Source organism: Solibaculum mannosilyticum, assembly GCF_015140235.1.
GTDB lineage: Bacteria > Bacillota > Clostridia > Oscillospirales > Acutalibacteraceae > Solibaculum > Solibaculum mannosilyticum.
This window is the reverse complement of sequence record NZ_AP023321.1, coordinates 1,989,561-2,011,399: the sequence shown is the minus strand read 5'-3', so window position 1 is coordinate 2,011,399 and position 21,839 is coordinate 1,989,561. Positions and strand designations below refer to the sequence as shown.

20 protein-coding genes are annotated in these 21,839 nt (G+C 50.9%); 9 read left to right on the top strand and 11 right to left on the bottom strand.

Annotation, left to right across the window (positions count from 1 at the left end):
- Positions 1-93 precede the first annotated feature (93 nt).
- The 4 genes from C12CBH8_RS09330 (at position 94) to C12CBH8_RS09315 (ending at position 4,200) form a co-directional block, all read left to right on the top strand.
- A complete protein-coding gene (locus tag C12CBH8_RS09330) occupies positions 94-786 on the top strand; it encodes an iron-sulfur cluster assembly scaffold protein (protein ID WP_090265382.1) in 693 nt (230 codons plus the stop codon).
- Between the two features lie 34 nt (positions 787-820).
- Positions 821-1,828 (top strand): GGGtGRT protein, encoded by a 1,008-nt coding sequence (locus C12CBH8_RS09325; protein ID WP_090265384.1) that lies wholly within the window; start codon positions 821-823, stop codon positions 1,826-1,828.
- Positions 1,829-2,005: 177 nt separating this feature from the next.
- Positions 2,006-2,569: an alkyl hydroperoxide reductase subunit C gene (gene ahpC, locus C12CBH8_RS09320; protein WP_090265386.1), complete on the top strand. Its 564-nt coding sequence runs from the start codon at positions 2,006-2,008 to the stop codon at positions 2,567-2,569.
- Positions 2,569-4,200: an FAD-dependent oxidoreductase gene (locus tag C12CBH8_RS09315; RefSeq protein WP_215533088.1), complete on the top strand. Its 1,632-nt coding sequence runs from the start codon at positions 2,569-2,571 to the stop codon at positions 4,198-4,200. Before ahpC ends, C12CBH8_RS09315 begins: the two co-directional genes overlap by 1 nt.
- Positions 4,201-4,309: 109 nt before the next feature.
- Here the strand turns inward: C12CBH8_RS09315 and C12CBH8_RS09310 are convergent, their stop codons facing one another.
- Both C12CBH8_RS09310 and C12CBH8_RS09305 read right to left on the bottom strand, forming a co-directional pair.
- The gene (locus tag C12CBH8_RS09310; RefSeq protein ID WP_090265389.1) at positions 4,310-5,719 is read right to left on the bottom strand and encodes an MATE family efflux transporter; all 1,410 of its coding nucleotides are present in this window, start codon (positions 5,717-5,719) and stop codon (positions 4,310-4,312) included.
- On the bottom strand, positions 5,716-6,165 hold the full coding sequence (locus C12CBH8_RS09305) for a MarR family winged helix-turn-helix transcriptional regulator (protein WP_099322649.1): 450 nt from the start codon (positions 6,163-6,165) through the stop codon (positions 5,716-5,718). The genes C12CBH8_RS09310 and C12CBH8_RS09305 overlap by 4 nt, the downstream gene beginning before the upstream one ends.
- A 289-nt stretch (positions 6,166-6,454) precedes the next feature.
- Here C12CBH8_RS09305 and C12CBH8_RS09300 point away from each other — a divergent pair, with 289 nt between their 5' ends.
- From C12CBH8_RS09300 to C12CBH8_RS09290, 4 genes are all read left to right on the top strand, one after another.
- Positions 6,455-6,838 carry a metal-dependent transcriptional regulator gene (locus tag C12CBH8_RS09300; RefSeq protein WP_090265392.1) on the top strand — a complete coding sequence of 128 codons (384 nt, stop codon included), beginning with the start codon at positions 6,455-6,457 and terminating at the stop codon, positions 6,836-6,838.
- Positions 6,839-7,084: 246 nt separating this feature from the next.
- Positions 7,085-7,216: a hypothetical protein gene (locus C12CBH8_RS11980; RefSeq protein WP_281389186.1), complete on the top strand. Its 132-nt coding sequence runs from the start codon at positions 7,085-7,087 to the stop codon at positions 7,214-7,216.
- A 59-nt stretch (positions 7,217-7,275) separates the two neighbouring features.
- Complete coding sequence (locus tag C12CBH8_RS09295; RefSeq protein WP_090265394.1) at positions 7,276-8,577, top strand: polysaccharide deacetylase family protein; 1,302 nt, start codon at positions 7,276-7,278, stop codon at positions 8,575-8,577.
- A gap of 113 nt (positions 8,578-8,690) precedes the next feature.
- On the top strand, positions 8,691-10,340 hold the full coding sequence (locus C12CBH8_RS09290) for a peptide ABC transporter substrate-binding protein (protein WP_215533087.1): 1,650 nt from the start codon (positions 8,691-8,693) through the stop codon (positions 10,338-10,340).
- Positions 10,341-10,397: 57 nt separating this feature from the next.
- Here the strand turns inward: C12CBH8_RS09290 and C12CBH8_RS09285 are convergent, their stop codons facing one another.
- Positions 10,398-12,164 carry an ABC transporter ATP-binding protein gene (locus tag C12CBH8_RS09285; RefSeq protein WP_215533086.1) on the bottom strand — a complete coding sequence of 589 codons (1,767 nt, stop codon included), beginning with the start codon at positions 12,162-12,164 and terminating at the stop codon, positions 10,398-10,400.
- A gap of 761 nt (positions 12,165-12,925) precedes the next feature.
- Between C12CBH8_RS09285 and C12CBH8_RS09280 the strand changes: the two genes are divergently transcribed.
- Positions 12,926-14,161 carry a class I SAM-dependent rRNA methyltransferase gene (locus C12CBH8_RS09280; RefSeq protein WP_215533085.1) on the top strand — a complete coding sequence of 412 codons (1,236 nt, stop codon included), beginning with the start codon at positions 12,926-12,928 and terminating at the stop codon, positions 14,159-14,161.
- 306 nt (positions 14,162-14,467) lie between these two features.
- Here the strand turns inward: C12CBH8_RS09280 and pheA are convergent, their stop codons facing one another.
- From pheA to C12CBH8_RS09245, 8 genes are all read right to left on the bottom strand, one after another.
- Entirely contained in the window at positions 14,468-15,622 is a 1,155-nt protein-coding gene (gene pheA, locus C12CBH8_RS09275; protein ID WP_215533084.1) for a prephenate dehydratase, read from the bottom strand.
- Positions 15,612-16,733, bottom strand: coding sequence for a chorismate synthase (aroC, locus tag C12CBH8_RS09270; protein WP_215533083.1), 1,122 nt, complete (start codon positions 16,731-16,733; stop codon positions 15,612-15,614). The genes pheA and aroC overlap by 11 nt, the downstream gene beginning before the upstream one ends.
- 13 nt (positions 16,734-16,746) lie before the next feature.
- Positions 16,747-18,012: a 3-phosphoshikimate 1-carboxyvinyltransferase gene (gene aroA / locus C12CBH8_RS09265; RefSeq protein WP_215533082.1), complete on the bottom strand. Its 1,266-nt coding sequence runs from the start codon at positions 18,010-18,012 to the stop codon at positions 16,747-16,749.
- Complete coding sequence (gene aroB / locus C12CBH8_RS09260; protein WP_215533081.1) at positions 18,009-19,076, bottom strand: 3-dehydroquinate synthase; 1,068 nt, start codon at positions 19,074-19,076, stop codon at positions 18,009-18,011. The genes aroA and aroB overlap by 4 nt, the downstream gene beginning before the upstream one ends.
- Position 19,077: 1 nt before the next feature.
- Complete coding sequence (locus tag C12CBH8_RS09255) at positions 19,078-19,905, bottom strand: prephenate dehydrogenase (RefSeq protein ID WP_215533080.1); 828 nt, start codon at positions 19,903-19,905, stop codon at positions 19,078-19,080.
- Positions 19,906-19,921: 16 nt separating this feature from the next.
- Positions 19,922-20,932: a 3-deoxy-7-phosphoheptulonate synthase gene (gene aroF / locus C12CBH8_RS09250; RefSeq protein WP_090265410.1), complete on the bottom strand. Its 1,011-nt coding sequence runs from the start codon at positions 20,930-20,932 to the stop codon at positions 19,922-19,924.
- Positions 20,933-21,089: 157 nt separating this feature from the next.
- Complete coding sequence (locus C12CBH8_RS11975; protein WP_281389185.1) at positions 21,090-21,221, bottom strand: hypothetical protein; 132 nt, start codon at positions 21,219-21,221, stop codon at positions 21,090-21,092.
- Between the two features lie 82 nt (positions 21,222-21,303).
- The gene (locus C12CBH8_RS09245; RefSeq protein ID WP_099322639.1) at positions 21,304-21,837 is read right to left on the bottom strand and encodes a shikimate kinase; all 534 of its coding nucleotides are present in this window, start codon (positions 21,835-21,837) and stop codon (positions 21,304-21,306) included.
- Between the last annotated feature and the right edge of the window lie 2 nt (positions 21,838-21,839).

Genomic DNA, 21,839 nt, shown 5'->3' with positions numbered 1-21,839 from the left:
GAGGGAACCCCCTTGTAAATTGCAAAAAATCTGATTATAATTGGAAGAGTGAGACCGACAATAATTGTCAATAAAACCGAAAGGAGCACAAACATGAATTATTCCCAAGAAGTGGAAAAGATGTGCACTGTCGCAAAAGGACCCAATCACGGTCCTGCACCCATCCCGGAGGAAGGCAAGTGGGTCAAATCCTATGAAATCAAAGACATTTCCGGTTTGTCCCATGGTGTGGGCTGGTGTGCACCCCAGCAGGGCGCCTGCAAGCTGACTTTGAACGTGAAAGACGGCATTGTGGAAGAGGCCCTGGTGGAAACCCTGGGTTGCTCCGGCATGACCCATTCGGCCGCTATGGCTGCTGAGATCCTGCCCGGCAAAACCCTGCTCGAATGCCTCAACACCGACCTGGTGTGTGACGCTATCAACGTCGCAATGCGCGAGATCTTCAAGCAGCTGGCTTACGGCCGTTCCCAGACTGCATTCTCCGAAGGCGGTCTGCCGGTAGGCGCCAGCCTGGAGGATCTGGGCAAAGGTCTGCGTTCCCAGGTGGGTACTATGTTCTCCACCAAGCTCAAGGGTGTCCGCTACATGGAGATGGCCGAAGGTTATGTGACCTCCATCGCTTTGGATGAAAACGGCGAAGTCATCGGTTATCAGTTCGTCCGTCTGGGCAAGATGATGGAAGATATCCGTCACGGCGTCAACCCCGCCGAAGCCTACGAGAAGAACATTGGCTGCTATGGCCGTTACGAGGGTGCCGCCAAATACATCGATCCCCGTGAAGAATAAGCGGGCCATACTTATATAAGGAGGACACACGACAATGGCTAATGATGTAAAATTCGAAGGCAAGGAAAGAAGAATTGCCCAAATCGAAAAGTGTCTCGCCGAGTATGGCATCGCCAGTCTCGAGGAGGCCAAAGATCTCTGTGTAAAGGCCGGCTTTGATCCGGATAAGATTGTGAAGGGCGTTCAGCCCATCGCTTTTGAAAACGCTTCCTGGGCATATACCCTGGGCTGTGCCATCGCCTTGAAGAAGGGCTGCAAAACCGCTGCCGAAGCTGCAGAAGCCATCGGAATCGGCCTGCAGGCTTTCTGCATCCCCGGCTCTGTTGCAGAACAGCGTCAGGTTGGCCTGGGACACGGCAACCTGGGTGCCATGCTGCTGCGTGAGGAGACCAAATGCTTTGCCTTCTTGGCTGGCCATGAGTCCTTTGCCGCTGCGGAAGGCGCTATCGGTATCGCCCGTACCGCCAACAAAGTGCGTAAAGAACCCCTGCGCGTTATCCTCAACGGCTTGGGCAAAGATGCTGCTTATATCATCTCCCGCATCAACGGTTTCACCTATGTGAAGACCGACTATGACTTCTCCACCGGTACTCTGTCTGTTGTGGACGAGCGCGCTTTCTCCGATGGTGAACGCGCTCAGGTCAAGTGCTTTGGTGCCAACGACGTTTTGGAAGGCGTCGCCATCATGAAGCAGGAGGGTGTTGACGTTTCCATCACTGGTAACTCCACCAATCCCACCCGCTTCCAGCACTTGGTTGCCGGTACTTACAAGAAGTGGGCCATGGAAAATGGCAAGAAGTACTTCTCGGTTGCTTCCGGCGGCGGCACTGGCCGTACTCTGCATCCCGACAACATGGCTGCCGGCCCTGCTTCCTATGGCTTGACCGACTCCATGGGCCGTATGCATGGTGATGCCCAGTTTGCTGGTTCCTCTTCGGTTCCTGCTCACGTGGAGATGATGGGCCTGATCGGCATGGGCAACAACCCCATGGTCGGCGCCACCGTTGCCTGCGCGGTTGCAGTGGAAGAAGCCAGCAAATAAGCGGTTTCAGATCACTTTTTCCAATTGATTTAACGTAAATAGAGTGAGTCCCATCCTGTTAGGCAAAACGCCGATGATGGGGCTCACTTTTTTGCTTGACAAAAAAGAGGGAAAAGGGATATAATCGTATATAGTTAGCTTATACTAACTATATACGATTATATAGGAGGAATTTTAATGTCTTTGATCAACAAGGAAATCGGTGATTTTACAGTACAAGCTTACCATGAAGGATCTTTTAAGACGGTGTCGAAGGCCGATACAATGGGAAAATGGGGCGTATTTTTCTTCTATCCGGCCGACTTTACTTTTGTCTGTCCCACAGAGTTAGAGGATTTGGCCAATAAATATGCGGACTTCCAGGCGGCAGGATGCGAAGTGTATTCAGTTTCCTGTGATACTCATTTCGTGCATAAGGCCTGGCATGATGCATCCGACCGGATCAAGAAGATCAATTATCCTATGTTGGCGGATCCGACGCATGTGCTCTCGAAGGACTTTGAGGTATACATCGAGGCGGACGGTCTAGCGGAACGAGGGACATTCATTGTCAATCCTGAGGGGAAGATCGTCGCCTATGAAGTCAATGCGGGGAATGTGGGACGCAATGCAGACGAACTATTCCGCAAGCTGCAGGCCTGCCAGTTTGTATACGAGCACGGCGATGAGGTTTGCCCGGCAAAATGGCAGCCCGGTGAGGAAACCCTCAAACCCAGTCTGGATCTGGTAGGACAATTATAATGGCGCAGTATGATCAAAATCTCTATGATGTGGTCATTGTTGGCGGAGGACCGGCAGGTCTGACGGCTGCTTTATATTTGGCCCGCGCCCGTTACCGTGTCGTTGTGGTGGAGAAAGAACATTTCGGGGGACAGATTACCATTACGCATGAAGTGGTAAACTATCCCGGGGTGGAACGCTCCAGCGGCACAGGGTTGACAGAGACCATGCGCAAACAGGCGCAGAGATTTGGGGCGGAATTCTTGCTGGCGGAAGTGACCAGTCTGGATATGGGTGGAGAGGTCAAAACGATCCAGACCAGCCGCGGGGAACTCAGATGTTTCGGCGTGCTGTTGGCTACGGGTGCACATCCGCGTAAGGTGGGATTCAAAGGTGAGGAAGAGTTCCAAGGACGTGGAGTTGCCTACTGTGCTACATGCGACGGTGAATTTTTTACCGGCAAAGATGTATTTGTCGTAGGAGGCGGTTTTGCCGCCGCAGAGGAAAGCGTATTTTTGACCAAATATGCCCGTCACGTAACCGTCCTCATCCGGGAAGAGGCCTTTACTTGTGCGTCGACCGTTGCCGAACCGGCTTTGAATCACGATAAAATCACGGTTCTGACCCAGACTGAAGTGGAAGAAGTCTCTGGGGATGACGCCCTGCGCTATCTGCGTTACCGCAACACACAGACCGGAGAGGTTACAGAATACCGGCCTTTGGAAGGGGAAACTTTTGGAGTATTTGTATTTGCCGGTTACGAGCCTGCGACGGATCTAGCGCAAGGCCTGGCGGACTGTGATGAACAAGGATATATTGTGACCGACCGGGCGCAAAAGACAAGTTGTGACGGATTGTATGCCGCAGGCGATGTCTGTATAAAGTCGCTGCGCCAGGTGGTAACAGCGGTGGGAGATGGAGCGTTGGCAGCCACTGAACTGGAGCGTTTTGCCGCTGCCATGCAGAAGAGAACTGGACTGCATCCGGTACCTCCAAGTGCGGCAATGGCTGAGACGTCAGAGGAAAAGGAAAAGAAGGATGGAGAAGGAAACGGGCTGTTTACAACCGATATGTTGGCGCAGTTAAATGCTGTTTTTGCCAAGATGTCGTCTCACCTGCAGCTGCATCTGGGGCTGGACGATACCCCTCTTTCTACGGAACTGAAAGGCTATATGGAAGAGCTCTGCTCTTTGACGGAGAAACTCTCATTGGAAATCGACCAAGGATCAGCGGGTGATCTTCCTTGTGTAAGAGTATGCAGGGAAGACGGCAGTTGGACTGGACTTGCCTTTCACGGCGTACCTGGTGGACACGAGTTTACTTCTTTTGTGCTGGGGCTTTATAATGCAGCTGGACCGGGACAGGCTGTGGAACCAGAGATCCTGGAAGAGATACGCAGTATCACAGCGCCGGTAGACATGAAAGTATTGGTTTCCCTCTCCTGTACGATGTGTCCGGAGCTGGTTACAGCAGCGCAACGGATCGCATCTGAAAATGCCAACGTCACCGCCGAGGTATATGACTTGAACCATTTCCCTGCACTGCGGGAGAAATATAAGGTGATGAGCGTACCTTGCCTGGTAATCGACGATGGAAAAAAAGTTTCTTTTGGAAAGAAAAACGTTCGGCAACTATTGGAGTTGCTGAAATAAGGAGTTACGGTCTTACTACTTCAACGAAAAAGAGGAAAGCGTTGACCGACGCTTTCCTCTTTTTTATGTTTTGGGGTTAAAATGATCTGAATTGTGAAGCTGATTGATTCTATTTCAAGTCCTTTTTATTGGGCGATAATGTCTTATCTTCCTCTTTGCTTGAGATGGCGGCCAAAGCTTTTTTAAATTGGAAGGTGAAGAGAATGGCTGTAAAGGAGACGGCGATGAAATCCGCTACGGGTTCGGCCATGTATACCGCTGTTGTTTTGTCGGAAGAGAAGATCAAAGGCATGATGTAGATCAGGGGAATGAGTAGGATAAATTTGCGCATGACGGCTACTGTGATGGAAGCCTTGGCATTTCCCAAGGAAGTAAAGGCCATCTGACAGGCCATTTGGATGCCGAACAGAAGCAGGCAAGCCATGTAGATGCGGAGGGCCGTTTTCGTAAATTCCAACAAAGCGGGGTCCGAAGTAAACATGGCGGCAAATCCTTGGGGGAAAATCATGACAAGGAGCCAGAGAAGAGTGGAATAGCACAAACTGGCCTTTAAGAGAAGCTGAAAGGCTGACTTGACCCGATCCACATTTCGGGCGCCATAATTGAAGCTGATGATAGGCTGAGCGCCTTGTCCCAGCCCTTGAAGGGGCAGCATAGCGAACTGCATGACGCTGGTCAAAATGGTCATGGCCCCTACGGCGATGTCCCCGCCGTATCTCAGCAAAGAAGAATTAAAGCAGATGGAAATGACGCTCTCACTGGCCTGCATAATAAAGGCAGACAGCCCAAGCGCTAAACTGGGGAGAATAATATGAGCTTTTAACGCAAAATTTTCTTTCCGGATCTTAAGATGGGTCTTTTTGCCAAAGAGGAAGGCCAGTACCCAAATGCAGGACATGGCTTGAGAGATGATGGTGGCCAAAGCGGCACCTTGTACTCCCATGTGAAAAGCAAAGATGAAAACAGGATCGAGGATGATATTGGCCACTGCGCCGATCAAGACCGATAACATACCGGTTTTAGCAAAACCTTGAGCAGTGATAAAGGCGTTCATTCCCAATGTCATTTGGACGAAAATAGTGCCAACGGCATAGATATTCATGTAGCTGACGCCGTATTCGATGGTATTTTCACTGGCGCCAAAAGCCATCAAAAAGTCCCGATTCCAGAGGAGAAGGGCTGCTGTCAGGACGACTGAGACAATGATCTGTGTGATAAAACAGTTGCCCAATGTTTTTTCAGCCGATTTATGATCGCCTTTTCCCATAAAGATGGAGGCCCTAGGAGCGCCGCCGTATCCGACAAAGGCTGCAAATGCCGTTACGATCATGATCAGCGGCATACAGACGCCTACGCCTGTCAAAGCCGACGCCCCCACATCCGGGATATGACCGATGTAAATCCTGTCTACGATATTGTAGAGCATATTGATAACCTGTGCCGCCACAGTGGGAAGGGCCAATTTCAAAAGCAATTTCCCAACCGGTTGTGTTCCTAAAAAATCTTTGTCCTCATTCATGCTTTTTCCCTCCTTGCCATGGCGCTTTTGGTATTTTGTATGATCTGTTCATTAACCCGGTCGAACAACATCTGATCTTCTTGGGATATCCCCATGAAAATTTCCTCATGGAATTGTTGCCGGACAGCCTGCATCGACTGGAGGATGGGTCTGGAGGAGGAGGTCAAGGATAAATGGATCTTTCGCCGATCCCCAGTATCCTGTTCTCTCAGCAGCAATGATTTTTGGATGAGACTCTCAACAGCTTGGGATACGTTGCCTTTTGAAAGCATCCGAAGTTCCACGATATCAGCCGCCGTATCCTTGCCAGGATTGTTGTAGAGGAAACTGATAATGGCAGCTTCTGTTAAAGTGAGACGGTACTCATCGCAAATTTCTTTCAGCATGCTCTCGTGCAGTTTGATAATGCGCCGAATATTGGTTAAAAAATCGGTTGTCCGACTCACGATAAAGCCTCCTTTTAAAATAGTTTAAAAAAAAACAGTTTTACATAAAACTATTTTAATTAAATTCCATCCCTTGTCAAGAGGCGTCTTTTCAAAATTTTAATAAAAATATAGTTTCTCTTGTAGTGATTACCAATCTGATTTATAATTGTAGTAGAAAATATAGAGAAGTTGGCGGGGAAAGATCGGTAATTAATATCTGGATATTGAATTATGAGAATTGTTTATGGTAAGATGAAAGGAAGCTTTTTAGTTGTCCGTACTCTAGAGAAAAGGTCGGTGATTTTTTATGAAGATTCAAGAGTCAGCAGAGAATTATCTGGAAGCTATTTTAATGTTGCATCATCAAAATGGTCTGGTCCGCTCCATTGATATTGTAAATAAACTCAAATTTTCAAAACCGAGTGTCAGTGTGGCCATGAAAAACCTGCGGGAAAATGGATACATTGATATGGATTCCGAAGGGTATATCACTCTGTTGGAAAAGGGAAGAGTCATCGCAGAAACCATATATGAGCGGCACCGCCTGCTGTCAGACTGGCTGATCGCCCTAGGGGTAACCCCGGAGGTAGCGGTGGAAGATGCTTGCCGGATGGAACATGTCATCAGTGCGGAAAGTTTTGACGCCATCAAAGCTCATACAAAAAAGAAGAGTTCTGAAAAGAAAGCGTAATGTGCATATATGGATTCCGAAGCAGAGGGGCTGTGTGGATCATTTCCACACAGCCCTTTTTTGTAAGATATTAGAAAAGTTACAAATAAACCGTCCAAATTACAAATGATTACAATGACCGACTTGTGCTTGCTTTTTGTATCAAAATCCAGCATAATAAATAAGAATTGTAAAAAGAAAATTTATGGCGGATTCTCGTCTGAAAATAGATTGCAAAAAGAAGTTCTTGGAAATTGGGAGGAAATTATGAAGTCTCGTCAGAAGAAAAAAGGCAAGGTAGGGACGGCTTCTGCCTATCTCTTTTTAGCGTTGGTACTGATCTCGACGGCAGTGGTGATATTCGCTGTAGTGCGGGGCGTTATGGTGCCGATCGTCTGACATCGATGCTATGCAGTTGGTCTTAAATTTACCCTCTTAACAAACTGAGGAGGAATAGTATGAGAAGTTATTATCCTTACCGGAGAAAAAGCAAGTGGAAATCGGCATTGCCGTTTGTGTTAGCGGGAATTGTATTGATTGCTGTGGCGGCAACGATTTTCTTTTTATTAAATCGGACGGCAGTTCCGGCTTCGGCGCCAGTGGCCAGCAGCAGTTCGGAGGCGTCATCCGAGACCTCGTCGGAAGCTCCTCCCAGCAGCGCAGAATCTTCCGGCAATCCAGTAAGCAGCCAGGCATCTTCGGCTCCGGCAGTCGATGAAAGCAATTATGTAGCTTATACTGGGCCAATTGAACACATTTTTTTCCATCCACTGGTGGCTTATCCGGAACTGGCTTTTGACGGCGATGCCCAGGCTAAGGGCATGGACGACTACATGACCACAGCCACAGAATTCCAGCGGGTGTTGGAAGAGCTCTACCGCAACGATTATATTTTAGTAGATCCCAGCCAGCTTTATGGGGAACCGGATGAATCGGATGATTCTGGAAAAACATATGTGAAGAAAACCCTCAAATTACCTCCCGGTAAAAAGCCGGTTATTATCTCGGTAGACGACGTCAATTACTACGATTATATGAGGGAAAACGGCTGCAATTATAAATTGGTAGTGGGTTCGGATGGACATATTGCTGCCATGGTAAAGAATCCCCAAACCGGCAAAGAAGAAATCCGCACCGATACGGAAGTATTCCCGATGATCAACGAATTTTTAAAGAAGCATCCTGATTTTTCCTACCGAGGCGCTAAAGCGGTGGTGGGGTTAACGGGTTATAGCGGAATCTTGGGATACCGCACCCAAGTGGGATCCCCCAATCGGGAATCGGAAATTGAGGCGGTTAAGCCGGTCATCGAATGCCTCAAACGGGATGGATTCACCTTTGCATCCCATAGCTACGCCCATGGACATATGTCCAAAAAAGGGGTAGACTATATGACAAACGATTGCCAGATGTGGAAGGATGAAGTAGAATCTCTGGTAGGAAAAACCAATGTTTATCTCTTCCCCTACGGAGAATATCCTAAAATTGGTTCGGAACCCTTTAACGTACTGCTTCAATACGGTTTTCAGCATATCTCAGGGGTCGGCATCAATGTATACCAAAAGATGTACGACGGCTATCTGTTTAACGACCGCAAGAATATCGACGGCATCACCCTGCGCAAGTGCTTGGAACAGGGACCGGATTATATAAAACCAAATGGCAAGGAAGCGGTGCAGAACCAGGTGTGGGATATGATGGATGTGGAGTATGTATTTGACAAATGCCGAGGGGATACGCCTGGCGAAGGGTCTTTTTGATCTCTGCAGTTCATAAAAATGGAATGGATTTCCCCGCTGTGTGACTTTTGACATACGGTGGGGAAATTGTGTACTGGTATCTTTTATCAAACGAAATAGGAGGATTTTTTCATATGCCGTATGCCCCCGCTCAATCAGCCCATCGCATTCTTCAGGGCTGCTGGATCAGACGGTTGCTTTGTCTTTTCTGTGTATGCTCTCTTTTGTTAAGTGCTTCTTCGTGCTCTAAGGATTCTCCAGCCGGTAAATTGATCAATTATGTGCTGGAGGGGGAGCCGGCTCAGTTGGATCCGCAATTTGCATCCAGTTACAGCGCACGCATTGTTCTGATGAATTGTATGGAGGGACTCACCCGCATCGACTCTCAAGGGCAGGTGATCCCGGGAGCGGCTGCTCGATGGGATGTATCCAGCGATCAAAAGACGTGGACCTTTTATTTGCGGCAAGATGCCTATTGGGTGGCCAATGACGGCAGTCAGGTAGCGCCGGTCACGGCATCGGACTTCGTATTTGGAATGCAGAGGGCGGTAGATCCGGCGACACAGTCGCCTATTGCGTCGGAACTGTATCCCGTGGAGGGGGCACAGGACATTCACGAGCGGGGGGAATCGGTGGATACTCTGGGAGCCACGGCCCTGGATGATTTTACACTGGAAATTAGGCTGTCTTATCCGGTATCCGATCTGCCCCGGCGCATCAGCAGTGGGCCTTGGCTGCCGTGCAACGAGGAATTTTTCCTCTCTACGGGAGGAAGTTACGGCTTGGAAAAAGACATGCTGCTCTACAATGGCCCCTTCCGCATGATGCAGTGGGAACACGATGTATCCCTGCGTCTGAAGGCCAACAGCAAGTACCGTGGCCATAATGCTGTACAGCCGTCGGGCGTGTTGTTTCAAATCATCAAAGATTCCGATGAAGTACAAAAAGCCCTCACAGAATCGGATCTGGATGCAGCTCCTGTGACGTCGAAACAGTTTGAATCCCTGGAGGACAAAGGGTTCCAGGAAGTTTTCTTTGAGGATACGACATGGGCACTTTGCTTTAATCAAGACGAAGAAATGTGGCAGAACGAAAGCATACGCAAAGCCTTGGGCGGTTCTGTCGAACGGGACTTGCTCTATAATACGATGCCGGGCCATATGTCGGCTACCTATGGTTTGGTACTGTCAAGCGCTTTAGCAGGGGATCAATCGTACCGATCCGCGCCATTGGAGGCATCCCCTCTCGTGCTGGATAAAGAAGCCCGTGTGCTTTACAGCCAAGGCGTATCCACTCTATCTTCAGACGAGGAGATTTCCATCGATGTGCTCTGTCCGGATGATATGGATATCCAGTTGGCTATGGGATTTATGCAGCAGAGCTGGCAGAAGAACATAGGGGTTTATGTGAATTTAGTGCCGTTATCGGAATCAGAGCTGGCAAGGCGCATCCAAAACGGCAATTATCAAGTGGCCCTTTGTGCGCTGCGGGGGGATGACGATCAGGCCATCTCCATTTTGAAATTGTTTGAATCAGATAACGATAAAAATCCGGTTCAGCTAAAATCGTCCCAATATGACGCATTGCTTTCCACAGCCCGTCAAAAAGGCGGCACCGATGTTGCATCGCTGCAAGCCTGTGAGGAATACCTGCTGGAACACGCTGTTGTAGTGCCGATATACGCTCAGAAACGTATTTTCGCTATGGCAGAAAACGTCAGCGGTATTCTTTTCCATCCCTTTGATAAGGGCGTGGACTTCATTGGAGCTGGCAAGCTGGATTAAAAAATCCCCCTTAAGGATTCGCCTTCTGGCGATAACGTAAGGGGGATTTCTTTTTATTTACTTTAGAATGCCTTTATACATATCTTGAAAAATACCAGGCTGATCGATAAGCTGCTGGTACTTTCCCTGCCGGACGATTTGTCCTTGATCGAAGACCAGGATACGGTCACAATTCTGCAAGGTGGTCAAGCGGTGTGCGATGGAGAGAATAGTAGTGCCATTTTGCCGCTGCATTTTCTCAATCTCCGCTTGGATGTATTTTTCAGATGTATTATCCAACGCCGATGTGGCTTCGTCCAAAATGAGGATTTGAGGGTTCTGTAGGAAAATCCGGGCGATAGCGATACGTTGACGCTGCCCGCCGGAGAGATTCCCACCGGCTTCAGAGACTTTAAAGGAATACCCGCCGGGTAATTTTTCAATGTCCTCATGGATATGTGCTTGGCGTGCGGCGTATATGACCTCTTCCAAGGTAACTTGTCGCTTACATCCGTAACAAATATTATGATAAATGGTATCGGAAATCAAAAAAGGGCTTTGTGGGACAATCGATATCAAATCAGCTAATTGGCTGCGGGTAAAATCAGATAAGGGTTTCCCGCCGACTGTAAGGGAACCGGAGGCCTGTTCCAACTTGGTCAAAACCTTAATCAAGCTGGATTTTCCACATCCGCTAGGGCCGGCGATTCCCACGAATTCGCCTGGGCGTATGGAAAGAGATAAATCGTTCAGGATGATACGATCGGGATTTTCCGGGTAGGAAAAGGAAAGCCCTTGGATTTCAATAGCATTACAGGAAGGAACCTGAGTGGATTCAGAAACAGGAAGGTAGGAGAAATCCTGTGGGATTTCTACCAGACGGAAATATTCATTGGCCAAAACAGTATTTTCAGCCAGTTCATCCAAAATCCGATGCAATTCCCGAAGCGGTCCAGTAAGCTGTGTAAAGCAGAGATAAGCGGTCAAGATGGTGCCGACGCTGATGACTCCCTGAGATGCTAAAAGGACAGAGGCGCCGATAACTAACACATGAAACACAGCTTCATTGAGAAATTTTAATCCATCGTAAAGAGCCATAGCCCTGTGATGCTTCATTTCTCTGGCCCGCAGCCGTTCTGACTGGGAGGAGAAACGCTGGCATTCGAAGTCCACACTGTCGTATACGCGGATGGTCTCGATGCCGTTTAACAGTTCTACCATCGTGCCGTCCATATTAGACTTTGTTTGCAGGAGCTGTACACGGATGCCCTTCTGAGTAGAAATCTGGCGTAAGACGATGAGCCCGCCTACTGGGATGACCAATACAATCAACAAAGCGATAATGGTGGGAAGCTGGGAAAAGATTACCACAATAGCGGCGATACTGGTGGCGATAGAGGGGGCGAAATCCATAAATACCAGTTTAACCAGTTTAGTAATGCCGTCCAGACTGCGATTGAGCCTGCCGTGGATGTTGCCCGTCATATTTTGACGGAAATAGGAAAGAGGTGCGGACAAAAGGGAATGTACCGCTTTTTCCCTTGCAGTTTTTTCAGCACGGGTGGCAGTATCTTCCACAATAAGCCGCCGGACGATTTGAATCAACTGATTACCCACATTGACCACTAGAATAAAGAGTAGGAAAGGGAGGATGCTTCCAAAGGAAAACCCCGGTTGGTCTAAGATGTGGTCGGTCAGCTGGCCGATGGCTAAGGGTGTAAACTGATTGAGAACGGCTGAGACAGCTAGGATCAGCAGCACCAGTACAAACCCCCACTTTTGCTTTTTTTGCAAAAGGCCAAATACTTTCCGGAGGAGCTGTAGGATATTCTTATTCTTTTGCATAGTCCATTCCCCTTTTACAAACAAAATAGAACAGATACTATTTTATCATATTGATAAGAAGTGTCATAGTGCCCAAAGGAATTTCTCAAAATAAGACGAAATTGTGTTGTTCAAATTTTCTTTATTTTTTATTCAAAAAAAGGTTAATAACTGTTTTAAATCGTTTCATCAAATCATAAGGCAATGCGATTATAATAAAGACACAGCGTAAGGGAAACAGCAGAAATCCCAAGCTGGTGGTTTCATCTTTTTCACAGATTTCTTTCTTTTCTTTCTCCTTCTTTTCTTTTTCTTTCTTCTTGAAACAAGTGGCCCGGTTGAGGATCTCTCAACCGGGCCACTTCTCTTTTGACGGTATCGGTTTGCTGACGATCTGGTAGAAAACCTGTTTGTACCTGTTAAAAGTTCTTTCAAAAAAAGGTCAATAACTGTTTTAAATCATGTCATGAAATCAACACAATCCCTTGGTATTATAAAGTCACAGCAAAGGAGGTGAACAACAAAGGAATCCTACAGTAAATAATCCAATGAGACAACCCCCAAAAAAGACTTCTTCATTCTTCTTCACTACAATTTTTCTTCCTTCTTTTCATTTACAACTTCCTTCTTTTCTTTTTTCTTTCTCCTTCTTTTTGTTCTTCTTCAATAGAAACGGGGCGCCCTTCCGTAGGGGTGCCCCGTTTTTATTTGGAAGAAGGGGAACATTGTGCTATAATCAGAAAAACAAACCTACGTTATGAATAAAAAGGAGAAATTATCTCATGAAAAAACAGCGTCCTTATCCCATCGCCATCGTCACGCCCAAGGCCGAACGGTCCATTGTATCCGGACATCCGTGGATCTACGATACGGAGATTTCGTTTTCACAGGACTGTAAAGTAGAGAATGGATCTTTGGTGGACGTGGTATCGAACAAAGGACGGTATCTGGGGACGGGGCTGTTCAGCCAAGAAAGTAAGATCCGTATCCGCCTGATCAGCCGCAATACAAACGACACGTTTGACCGGGCTTTTTGGAAACGGCGTATCCAGTATGCCTGGGAGTACCGCAAGACCGTGATGGCGCCGGAGGATCTCTCCTGTTGCCGTGTGATCTTTGGAGAGGCCGATAGCTTTCCTGGACTGACCGTAGATCGTTTTGGCAGTATCCTAGTGACGCAGACCCTATCCTTAGGCATTGAGCTGCGCAAAGATGTGATTTTTCCCTTGCTTTATGAGGTACTGACCGAGGACGGCCAACACATCGACGGCATCTACGAACGCAATGATGTGTCCATTCGCGCCCACGAAGGATTGGCACAAAACAAAGGGTTTTATGCTCTGGATGGGATTGCACTTCCATCCAGCACAAAGACGGAAATTGTGGAAAACGGCGTCCGATACCAGGTGGATTTTGAAAACGGGCAAAAGACCGGCTTTTTCCTGGATCAGAAATACAATCGTCAAGCAGTAGCACGGCTAGCCAAGGGACGTAAGGTGTTGGATTGCTTTACCCATACCGGATCCTTTGCCCTCAACGCAGCGTTGGGAGGGGCCGAACAGGTATGCGCTGTAGACGTCAGCCAAGAGGCGGTGGACATGGCGCACCGCAATGCCCAGGTGAATGGTCTGGAACATCGTATGGAGTTTGTATGTACCAATGTATTTGATCTACTGCCCCAGCTCTTGGATGCCGGTAAAAAGCCTTACGATTTTATTATTCTGGATCCCCCAGCCTTTACAAAATCCCGCAAGACGGTGCAAAGCGCTTTGAGGGGATACAAGGAGATCAACTATCGCGCCATGAAACTCCTTCCACGGGGCGGCTATTTGGCGACGTGCAGTTGCAGTCATTTTGTCATGGAGGATGCATTCTGTAAGATGCTGCACGATGCAGCGGCCGATGCAGGAGTACAGCTGCGTCAGATCGAGGCACGTCAGCAATCCCCTGATCATCCTATTCTCTGGAATGTCCCGGAAACCAATTACCTGAAATTCTACCTATTCCAAGTGGTATAATATATACAAATAGTATTAATTCGACATGAATATACAAAAATAGGACTGTTGGACGTGCCTTTTCCAAGGAGAAAAAGATTTGGCATCGACGGCCTATTTTTGTAGGAGTAGCAAGAAAACTTGTCTTTCTCGTTGTAAAATGGGAAAAATATGGGGGAAGAGTGTGGGATGAATCAAGATTTTATCCTAGAAAGAGGATATCGTATTATACTAAAAGTATTACATAGATAGTATTATACTAATTTTGACACAAAAAGACGGCCAATTCCCAGATTTCCTGAGAAAGGCCGTCTTTTTTCTTTTTTGTTATGCTTCGCCGTTTGCGCCGGAGGTCTGTTCCGGATAGTTGCCCAAAAAGGCAAAATAGGGGAGCTCTTCCGAAAGCCATCGCAGCAGATGAAGGGTATCGTCCCCCACCGCGTTGCCCAGGAAGTCCAGGTAAAAATAATATTCAAACCGGCTCTCCTGAATGGGACGGGATTCAATTTTAGTCAGGTTAAAGCCGAGGGCGGCGAAGTTGGCCAATACCCGGTAGAGGGATCCCGTGGTGTGGGGGATAGAGAACACCAGACTGATTTTGTTGGCACTGGGTTCGATGTGCAGTTTGCGGGAGATGGCCACAAAACGGGTGCAGTTGTTTTTCTGATTCTGGATGCTGTCCTCCAGAATAACACAACCGTACTGCTTGGCCGCCTCTTTGGAAGCGATAGCCGCTTTGGTAATATCATTCCATTGGGCGACGGTTTTAGCCGCCGTGGAGGTGCTGGCGTACTGGATGGGTTCGGCCCCCAAGGAGGACACAAAGGAAGAGCATTGCCGCAGGGCCTGGGGATGGGAATAGACCTTTTGAATGGTTTCCAAAGAAGCGCCTTTGGGAGCGCAGAGACAGTGATCGATAGGCATCTTGACGGCGCTGACAATGTAAAACTGGTGGCGGATTAAAAGGTCGTAAACTTCGGTCACCGATCCGGCGGTGGAATTTTCCACAGGGATCACACCATAGTCGGCGTCGCCGCTTTGGATGGCGTCAAATACATTGCTGAACTGGGGACAAAAGGAAAGCCTTGCATCCTGAAACATCTGTGTGGCGGCGGCATGGGAGTAACTGCCCGATTCCCCATAACAGGCGACGAGGGCGCCGTGCAGTCCGCTGAGAGGCTCACAGGCAGCCTCGTCCACCAGATGTTTGAGAGGCATGCCGCCTCCTAGAATGTTGTGTTGCAGGGAACGGGAGACGTCCATCATGGTCTGAAAGACGATTTTAGCGCTGGATCCTAAATTGCCGGCGGCCTCGCCCACATGGCTGAGAACTTCCTCTTCCCGTTTGGCGTTAAACACCGGCTGTCCGGTTTTCTGTTTGATTTTCGCTACCTCAACAGCGGCCTGCATGCGCCGTTCAAAGAGGGACAGAAGCTGCTCGTCGATGGAATCGATTTCTTTGCGGATTTCATCAAGCGTCATGGTTACGGCCTCCTTCATAAGGCGGGATTTTTCCCAGCTCCATCATGGCGTCCAGGATGGCGATGGCTGCAGCGCCTTCCACCACCGGAAGGGCCCGCGGGACAATGCAGGGATCATGGCGTCCCTTGATGACCAAAGTGGCCTGTTTGCCGGAAGTGAGATCGATGGTCTGCTGGGGTTTTGCGATGGAGGCAGTCGGCTTGAAGGCCGTCCGGAAGAGCAGGGGCATGCCGGAGGTAATACCACCGATGACGCCGCCATGATGATTGGAAAGGGTTCGAACCTGTCCATCCCCCGGGACGAAAGCGTCGTTGTGCTCCGATCCGCGCATGGATGCAGCGGCAAAACCGGTTCCGAATTCGATGCCCCGCACCGCCGGGATGCCCATCACCAGGGAGGCGATGCGGTTTTCCATGCCGTCGAACATGGGGGAGCCGATGCCGGCGGGGAGTCCCACAGCGGCGCATTCTATGATGCCGCCCACACTATCGCAATCCAGACGGGCTTTTTCCACCTCCAGCCGCATAGCGTCTTCTGCCTTGGGATCCACCAAAGCGAAAAATTGCTGGGATAACTCATCCAGCTGAACGGCGTCCACCGTCACCGGATCCAAGGGCGTATCCTCTTTTCCGGCGATAGCGCGGATGTGGCTGCCGATGTGGATGCCGTGGCAAAGGAGAATCTGACGGCATACCGCACCGGCGAATACCAGAGGAGCGGTGAGACGTCCGGAGAAGTGTCCGCCGCCTCTTACGTCGTTGAATCCGCTGTACCGCACGTGGCCGGTGTAATCGGCATGGGAGGGCCGAGGAAGTTTCATGAGATTTTTGTAATCGCCCGACCGGGTATCCTTATTGCGGATCAATGCAGCCAAAGGCGCGCCGGTGGTGCGGCCGTCGAGCATGCCGGAGAGCACTTCCGGACTATCGCTTTCCTTGCGAGCGGTGGAGGTTAGGTCCTGACCGGGAGCACGGCGCTTCATTTGCAGAAGCACCATGTCCATATCGATGGGATAACCGGCGGGAAGGCCGTCCAGCACCACGCCGATGCCGCCGCCGTGACTTTCGCCAAAAATTTGGATGTGGATCAAATTGCCCCAGGATGATGACAAGTGCATTTCCCCCTTACGGATTGAATTGGATTTGACCGCCTAATGTTTTAAAATCCTCAAAAAAGGCGGGATAGGATTTATTCACAGACTCAGTCCCCAGGATGGTGACCGGGGAAGAAGCGCGTAAGGCCGCAATGGCGGCCGCCATGACGATGCGATGATCCCCAGCGCCGTCCACCTGTCCGCCCGACAGGGCTGGAATACCGCGGATCACAAGACCGTCGTGAAACTGACGACAGTGGCCGCCCAAAGCCGTGATAAGAGCTTGGGTAGTGGCAAGACGGTCGCTTTCCTTGATACGCAGGCGGGCCGCGCCGCTGATGCGCGTTTCACCGCTGGCTAGCGCCGCCGTCACGGCCAGAATGGGGACCAGATCGGGGATGTCGGAAGCATCAATTTCTTGATGACACAGAAATTTACTGCGGCAAGAAAGCTTTCCCTGAGACCAGGACACCAGAGCGCCGTACCGGGTAAATAGATGGGCGGCCTCTCGATCTCCTTGAGCGGAAAGGGGAAGAAGTCCTTCCAGCGTGATATCCCCGCCCAAGGCGCCGGCCGCCAAGAAAAAGGCGGCCTGGGACCAGTCAGCTTCCACTTGGATGTTGTTGGGCTGATACTGCTGTCCACCTGGGATGCGATATCCGTCCGGCAATTGTTCTACAGCAATGCCGAACTGGGCCAGGGTATGGATGGTCATATCCACATACCCGGCCGACTGAAGGGGGGTGGTCAGCACGATGCGGCTTTCCTCCTCCAAGAGAGGGAGGGCATACAAAAGCCCGGTGATGAATTGGGAACTGACGTCCCCCGGCAGGGAAAAAACGCCGGGCTGTAGTTTTCCCTGGATATGCAGAGGAAGCCCCCCTTGTGTTGTACATTGTACACCACAAGGGGGCAGACAATCAAGATAAATGCCGATAGGACGCTCTGGAAGACGTCCCCGGCCCACAAATTCCGCCGAAACGCCGCCTGCCGCCGCCACCGGGATGAGAAACCGCAGGGTAGAGCCTGATTCCATGCAGTCGATGGTAACATCACGACGGGAAAAGGTGTGAGACCCATCCACCGTGAGGGCATCCCCTTTCAAGGTGGCCACGGCGCCGAGGCTTCGGATGGCCTCCAACGTGGCGGTGATGTCGTCGGAAAGGGCGATGGGGGAGATGGTGCTGATGCCCTTGCACAGGGCCGCCCCTAAGATGGCCCGATGGGCGGCCGACTTGGAGGGCGGAGGGGTGAGGGTCCCTTCCAGACGGCCGGGAGTAACGGTGACGCTGCTCATCGAGAGGCACCTCCCAACACAAATGCCTCCCACTGGGATTGAGGGACAGGATGGACAAAGGCGTCCCCGATGGTCTTGAGGGCCACGAAGTTGACGGTGCTGCCTAGTCTCTTTTTATCGCTGAGGGCGAACTTGGCCAGCGTCCCAAGAGGGGCGGGATCGGAGGTGGGCAGATGATATTTTTGAAGCAAAGCGGCAATGCGGTCGGCAGTACCGGCCGGGGTGATACCGAGGGTCTCGCCGGCGCGGGAGGCAAGCACCATGCCGATGCCTACCGCTTCCCCGTGGGACAAGCCCTCGTAATGATAGTACTTTTCCAGAGCGTGGCCCAACGTATGGCCGAAATTTAACAGCATGCGCTCCCCAGACTCCCGTTCATCCCGTTCCACAACGCCGCATTTGATGCGGATGCACTGGGAAATCATGTCGGGCAGGAAATCGGAAGCATTCTGTTTCTCCAATTGTTCAAAGAGAGAAAGACTTTTGATACAGCCGTATTTGATGGCTTCGGCCATACCGTCTGCAAAAAAGTGAGGGGTCAGGGTGGAGAGAGTGCCGATATCGCACAGCACCAAAGCCGGATTCCAAAAGGCGCCCACTAGATTTTTGCCCTCGTCGATGTCGATGGCCGTTTTCCCTCCCACCGATGAATCGATCTGGGAGAGCAGGGTGGTGGGGATCTGGATGTAACGGATACCGCGCATATAGCTTGCCGCAGCAAAACCGCACATATCCCCAGTGACGCCGCCGCCCAATGCCACAGCGATGTCGGTGCGGGTGAGGCCTGCCTGGGAAAAGACGCTGTACATCTGCGCCACCGTTTTCAGACGCTTGGAGGATTCCCCCGCCCCGAAGATCATAGGGGTTACGGCAATACCCTCCGCTTCCAGCGAGCGCTGCACGGTGTGCAGGTACAGCGGCGCCACGTTGGAATCGGTGACGATGACGGCCCGTTCGGGTTTCTTGTCCAAATGGGAGAGAATCAAGGGCCCGGACTGGGAGAGAAGATCAAAGTCGATCAAAATGCTGTAGGGGGTGGAGGCGTGAACCAGTAAAGAATCCATATTATCCGTAGGTCTCCTTTCGCAAACGGCTGTTTCGCAGGGCGGCGGTAAGGGCATCCTGGTCTTTGGAAGCCACATCCTGCCGCATCCGGGTCAAATTTTGAATGAGAAAGTCTATCTCAACCACGAGGGCATCCCTGTTTTGAATAAACAATTCCGGCCACAGATTTTCATTGATGCGGGCCACACGGGATACATCCAGGTAACTGCCGGCGCTGTATCCCACATGCATGGGGCAGGTGGGCGAATTGACGTAGGCAGCCGCCAACACATGGGGCAGCTGGGAGGTGTAGGCGATGCGGCGGTCGTGATCCTCCGGCGTGGTCAGCACCACACGTCCGCATCCGATGGAGAGCGCCAGTTCCCGGATGCGTTCCACCCCATCGTCACAGCCGTCCGACGGGGTCAGGACATAGCTGGCCCCGTCGAACAAATCCTGTTTGGCCGCTTCAAAGCCGTACTGTTCCCGGCCGGCCATGGGATGTCCGCCCACAAAACAGAAACCAAACTTTTTTGCCATGGGCGTGAGGGCGTCGCAGATGCTTTTCTTGACGCCGCACACGTCGGTGACCACCGCCCCTTTCCGGATACGGGATGCGTTTTGCTCCATAAACTTAATGCATTGAGCGGGATAGAGGGCTAAAATTACCAGGTTGGACTTCTCCAAGGCACCCAGGCCAATGTCGTGGCGAATGGCGCCATCCGCCAGCGCCTCATCCAACACCTTGGGATCCCGGTCGATGCCGAATACGATGTGACTGGTACGGGAGGAGATGGCCTTGGCCAAGGATCCGCCGATCAGTCCTAACCCTACAATGGTAATGTTCATTGTGTCGTCCTCTGGATTATAAGGCTTTAAGGGCCTGATGAGCGGTATTGAGTTTCTTTGCAAGGGCGTCGAACTGATCGGGGGTCAGGCACTGAGCGCCGTCCGACAACGCCTTGGCGGGATTGTTGTGGACCTCGATGATGAGGCCGTCGGCGCCGGCGGCGATGGCAGCCATGCTCAGCGGCTCCACCAGCCACGGGATACCGGCCGCGTGACTGGGATCGATGACCACAGGGAGATGGGACAGCTTTTTGAGGATCGGTACTGCTGAGATGTCCAACGTATTGCGAGTGAAGGTCTCAAAGGTGCGGATGCCGCGTTCACAGAGGATGACCCGCTCGTTGCCGCCGCTCATGATGTACTCCGCGCTCATGAGGAATTCCTCCAGGGTGTTGGCCAGACCGCGCTTGAGCAGGATAGGTTTATCCATTTTGCCCAGCTGCTTGAGCAGTTCGAAGTTCTGCATGTTGCGTGCGCCCACTTGGATGATGTCCACATCCCGGAACAGGTCGAGATGTGCCACCGACATGATCTCCGTCACGATGGGAAGGCCGGTTTTGGCGCGGGCCTCTTTGAGCAGATCCAGGCCGGTGGTGCCCAGTCCCTGGAAGGAGTAAGGGGAGGTACGGGGTTTAAAGGCGCCGCCGCGTAGGAACTGCGCTCCGGAGGCTTTGACGCGGGAGGCCACCTCACAAATTTGATCCTCGGTTTCCACTGAGCAGGGACCGGCGATGAGGGTCAGGGAGCCGTCGCCGATGGTCTGACCGCCGGGAAGGGTGATGACCGTATCGTCGGGATGGAATTTCCGATTGGCCATTTTATAGGGCTCCTGTACGCGCTGGACCTTATAAACAATGGGTTGGGCTTGTACGTACTCGATATCAATGACAGAAGTATCACCCAGAAGGCCCAGGACGGTTTCATGGGTGCCGTGCCAGGAATTGACCGTCAGGCCGCGATCGATAAACTGCTGACTGAAAGCGTCGATTTGATCCTGCGTGGTGCCGCGTTTGAGTACGATAATCATGATACACTCCATTTCTCCAGCGCGCCAAGAATGATAGCTTGAGAAAACGTCCGCCGGGCGCTGGAATGGGGACGTCCTCAAGGAGACAAACAAAAAGCGCGGAATCCATGCTGCCATGGATTCCGCGCATCATCGACCGGTCAAACAGAAGCGGATATTACAATACCGCTTCCAAAAGACTTTTCCGAGGGTCACGATAAGCAAGCACGGATCGGCAGCACAAAATACGCCAGCCGTAATAATACGGGGCGTTAAAAAAGCTGCTAAATCGTTTGCTCATGGCCGTCATGAAAAAGTCCTCCGTTCGTTCGACAAATAACCAGGTATCTCACCTGACGTTGGTGCTATGATACTCTCAAATTCCCTCTTTGTCAACCGTCTAGAGGAAATTTATTGCTTTTAAGTGATAAAGTGATGTTTTCCACCACCAATTCCGGTGATTTTGCCGCATCCACTTGGATGTCGGCCGCCTTTTGATAGAGGGGGAGACGCGCCCCATGCAAACGGCGGATGGTTTCCAACCGGTCGGGGACGTTGAGCAACGGCCGCGATGTATCCCCCTGTAACCGGCGGGCCACCTCTTCGGGAGGCACGTCCAACAGTACAATGGGGCATCCGGCCTTGCGGAACACCTCCACATTTTCCGGAAAGGTCAGCACCCCTCCGCCGGTTGCGATGACCAACCGGGATTGGGACGACAAGATGCCGACGGCCTCCCGTTCCATGGCCCGGAAAGCCGGTTCACCCAGCTCGTCGAAGATCTGGGACACCGTTTTCCCGGCCCGATGCTCGATAAAATGATCCATGTCTACAAACTGCCATCCCAACTTGTGGGCCAGCATGTTTCCTACGGTTGTTTTGCCGCATCCCATGAATCCGCAAAGCACAATGGGCGGCTGCGTCATAA

Excerpts from the sequence above, each read along its gene's own strand:
- C12CBH8_RS09310 (WP_090265389.1), bottom strand. The coding sequence starts at position 5,719 with ATGAATGAGGACAAAGATTTTTTAGGAACACAACCGGTTGGGAAATTG.
- C12CBH8_RS09295 (WP_090265394.1), top strand. The coding sequence starts at position 7,276 with ATGAGAAGTTATTATCCTTACCGGAGAAAAAGCAAGTGGAAATCGGCA.
- pheA (WP_215533084.1), bottom strand. The coding sequence starts at position 15,622 with ATGACGCTTGATGAAATCCGCAAAGAAATCGATTCCATCGACGAGCAG.
- C12CBH8_RS09290 (WP_215533087.1), top strand. The coding sequence starts at position 8,691 with ATGCCGTATGCCCCCGCTCAATCAGCCCATCGCATTCTTCAGGGCTGC.
- C12CBH8_RS09315 (WP_215533088.1), top strand. The coding sequence starts at position 2,569 with ATGGCGCAGTATGATCAAAATCTCTATGATGTGGTCATTGTTGGCGGA.
- C12CBH8_RS11975 (WP_281389185.1), bottom strand. The coding sequence starts at position 21,221 with ATGACGGCCATGAGCAAACGATTTAGCAGCTTTTTTAACGCCCCGTAT.
- ahpC (WP_090265386.1), top strand. The coding sequence starts at position 2,006 with ATGTCTTTGATCAACAAGGAAATCGGTGATTTTACAGTACAAGCTTAC.
- C12CBH8_RS11980 (WP_281389186.1), top strand. The coding sequence starts at position 7,085 with ATGAAGTCTCGTCAGAAGAAAAAAGGCAAGGTAGGGACGGCTTCTGCC.
- C12CBH8_RS09285 (WP_215533086.1), bottom strand. The coding sequence starts at position 12,164 with ATGCAAAAGAATAAGAATATCCTACAGCTCCTCCGGAAAGTATTTGGC.
- C12CBH8_RS09255 (WP_215533080.1), bottom strand. The coding sequence starts at position 19,905 with ATGAACATTACCATTGTAGGGTTAGGACTGATCGGCGGATCCTTGGCC.
- C12CBH8_RS09325 (WP_090265384.1), top strand. The coding sequence starts at position 821 with ATGGCTAATGATGTAAAATTCGAAGGCAAGGAAAGAAGAATTGCCCAA.
- aroB (WP_215533081.1), bottom strand. The coding sequence starts at position 19,076 with ATGGATTCTTTACTGGTTCACGCCTCCACCCCCTACAGCATTTTGATC.
- C12CBH8_RS09245 (WP_099322639.1), bottom strand. The coding sequence starts at position 21,837 with ATGACGCAGCCGCCCATTGTGCTTTGCGGATTCATGGGATGCGGCAAA.
- aroA (WP_215533082.1), bottom strand. The coding sequence starts at position 18,012 with ATGAGCAGCGTCACCGTTACTCCCGGCCGTCTGGAAGGGACCCTCACC.
- aroF (WP_090265410.1), bottom strand. The coding sequence starts at position 20,932 with ATGATTATCGTACTCAAACGCGGCACCACGCAGGATCAAATCGACGCT.
- C12CBH8_RS09300 (WP_090265392.1), top strand. The coding sequence starts at position 6,455 with ATGAAGATTCAAGAGTCAGCAGAGAATTATCTGGAAGCTATTTTAATG.
- C12CBH8_RS09280 (WP_215533085.1), top strand. The coding sequence starts at position 12,926 with ATGAAAAAACAGCGTCCTTATCCCATCGCCATCGTCACGCCCAAGGCC.
- C12CBH8_RS09330 (WP_090265382.1), top strand. The coding sequence starts at position 94 with ATGAATTATTCCCAAGAAGTGGAAAAGATGTGCACTGTCGCAAAAGGA.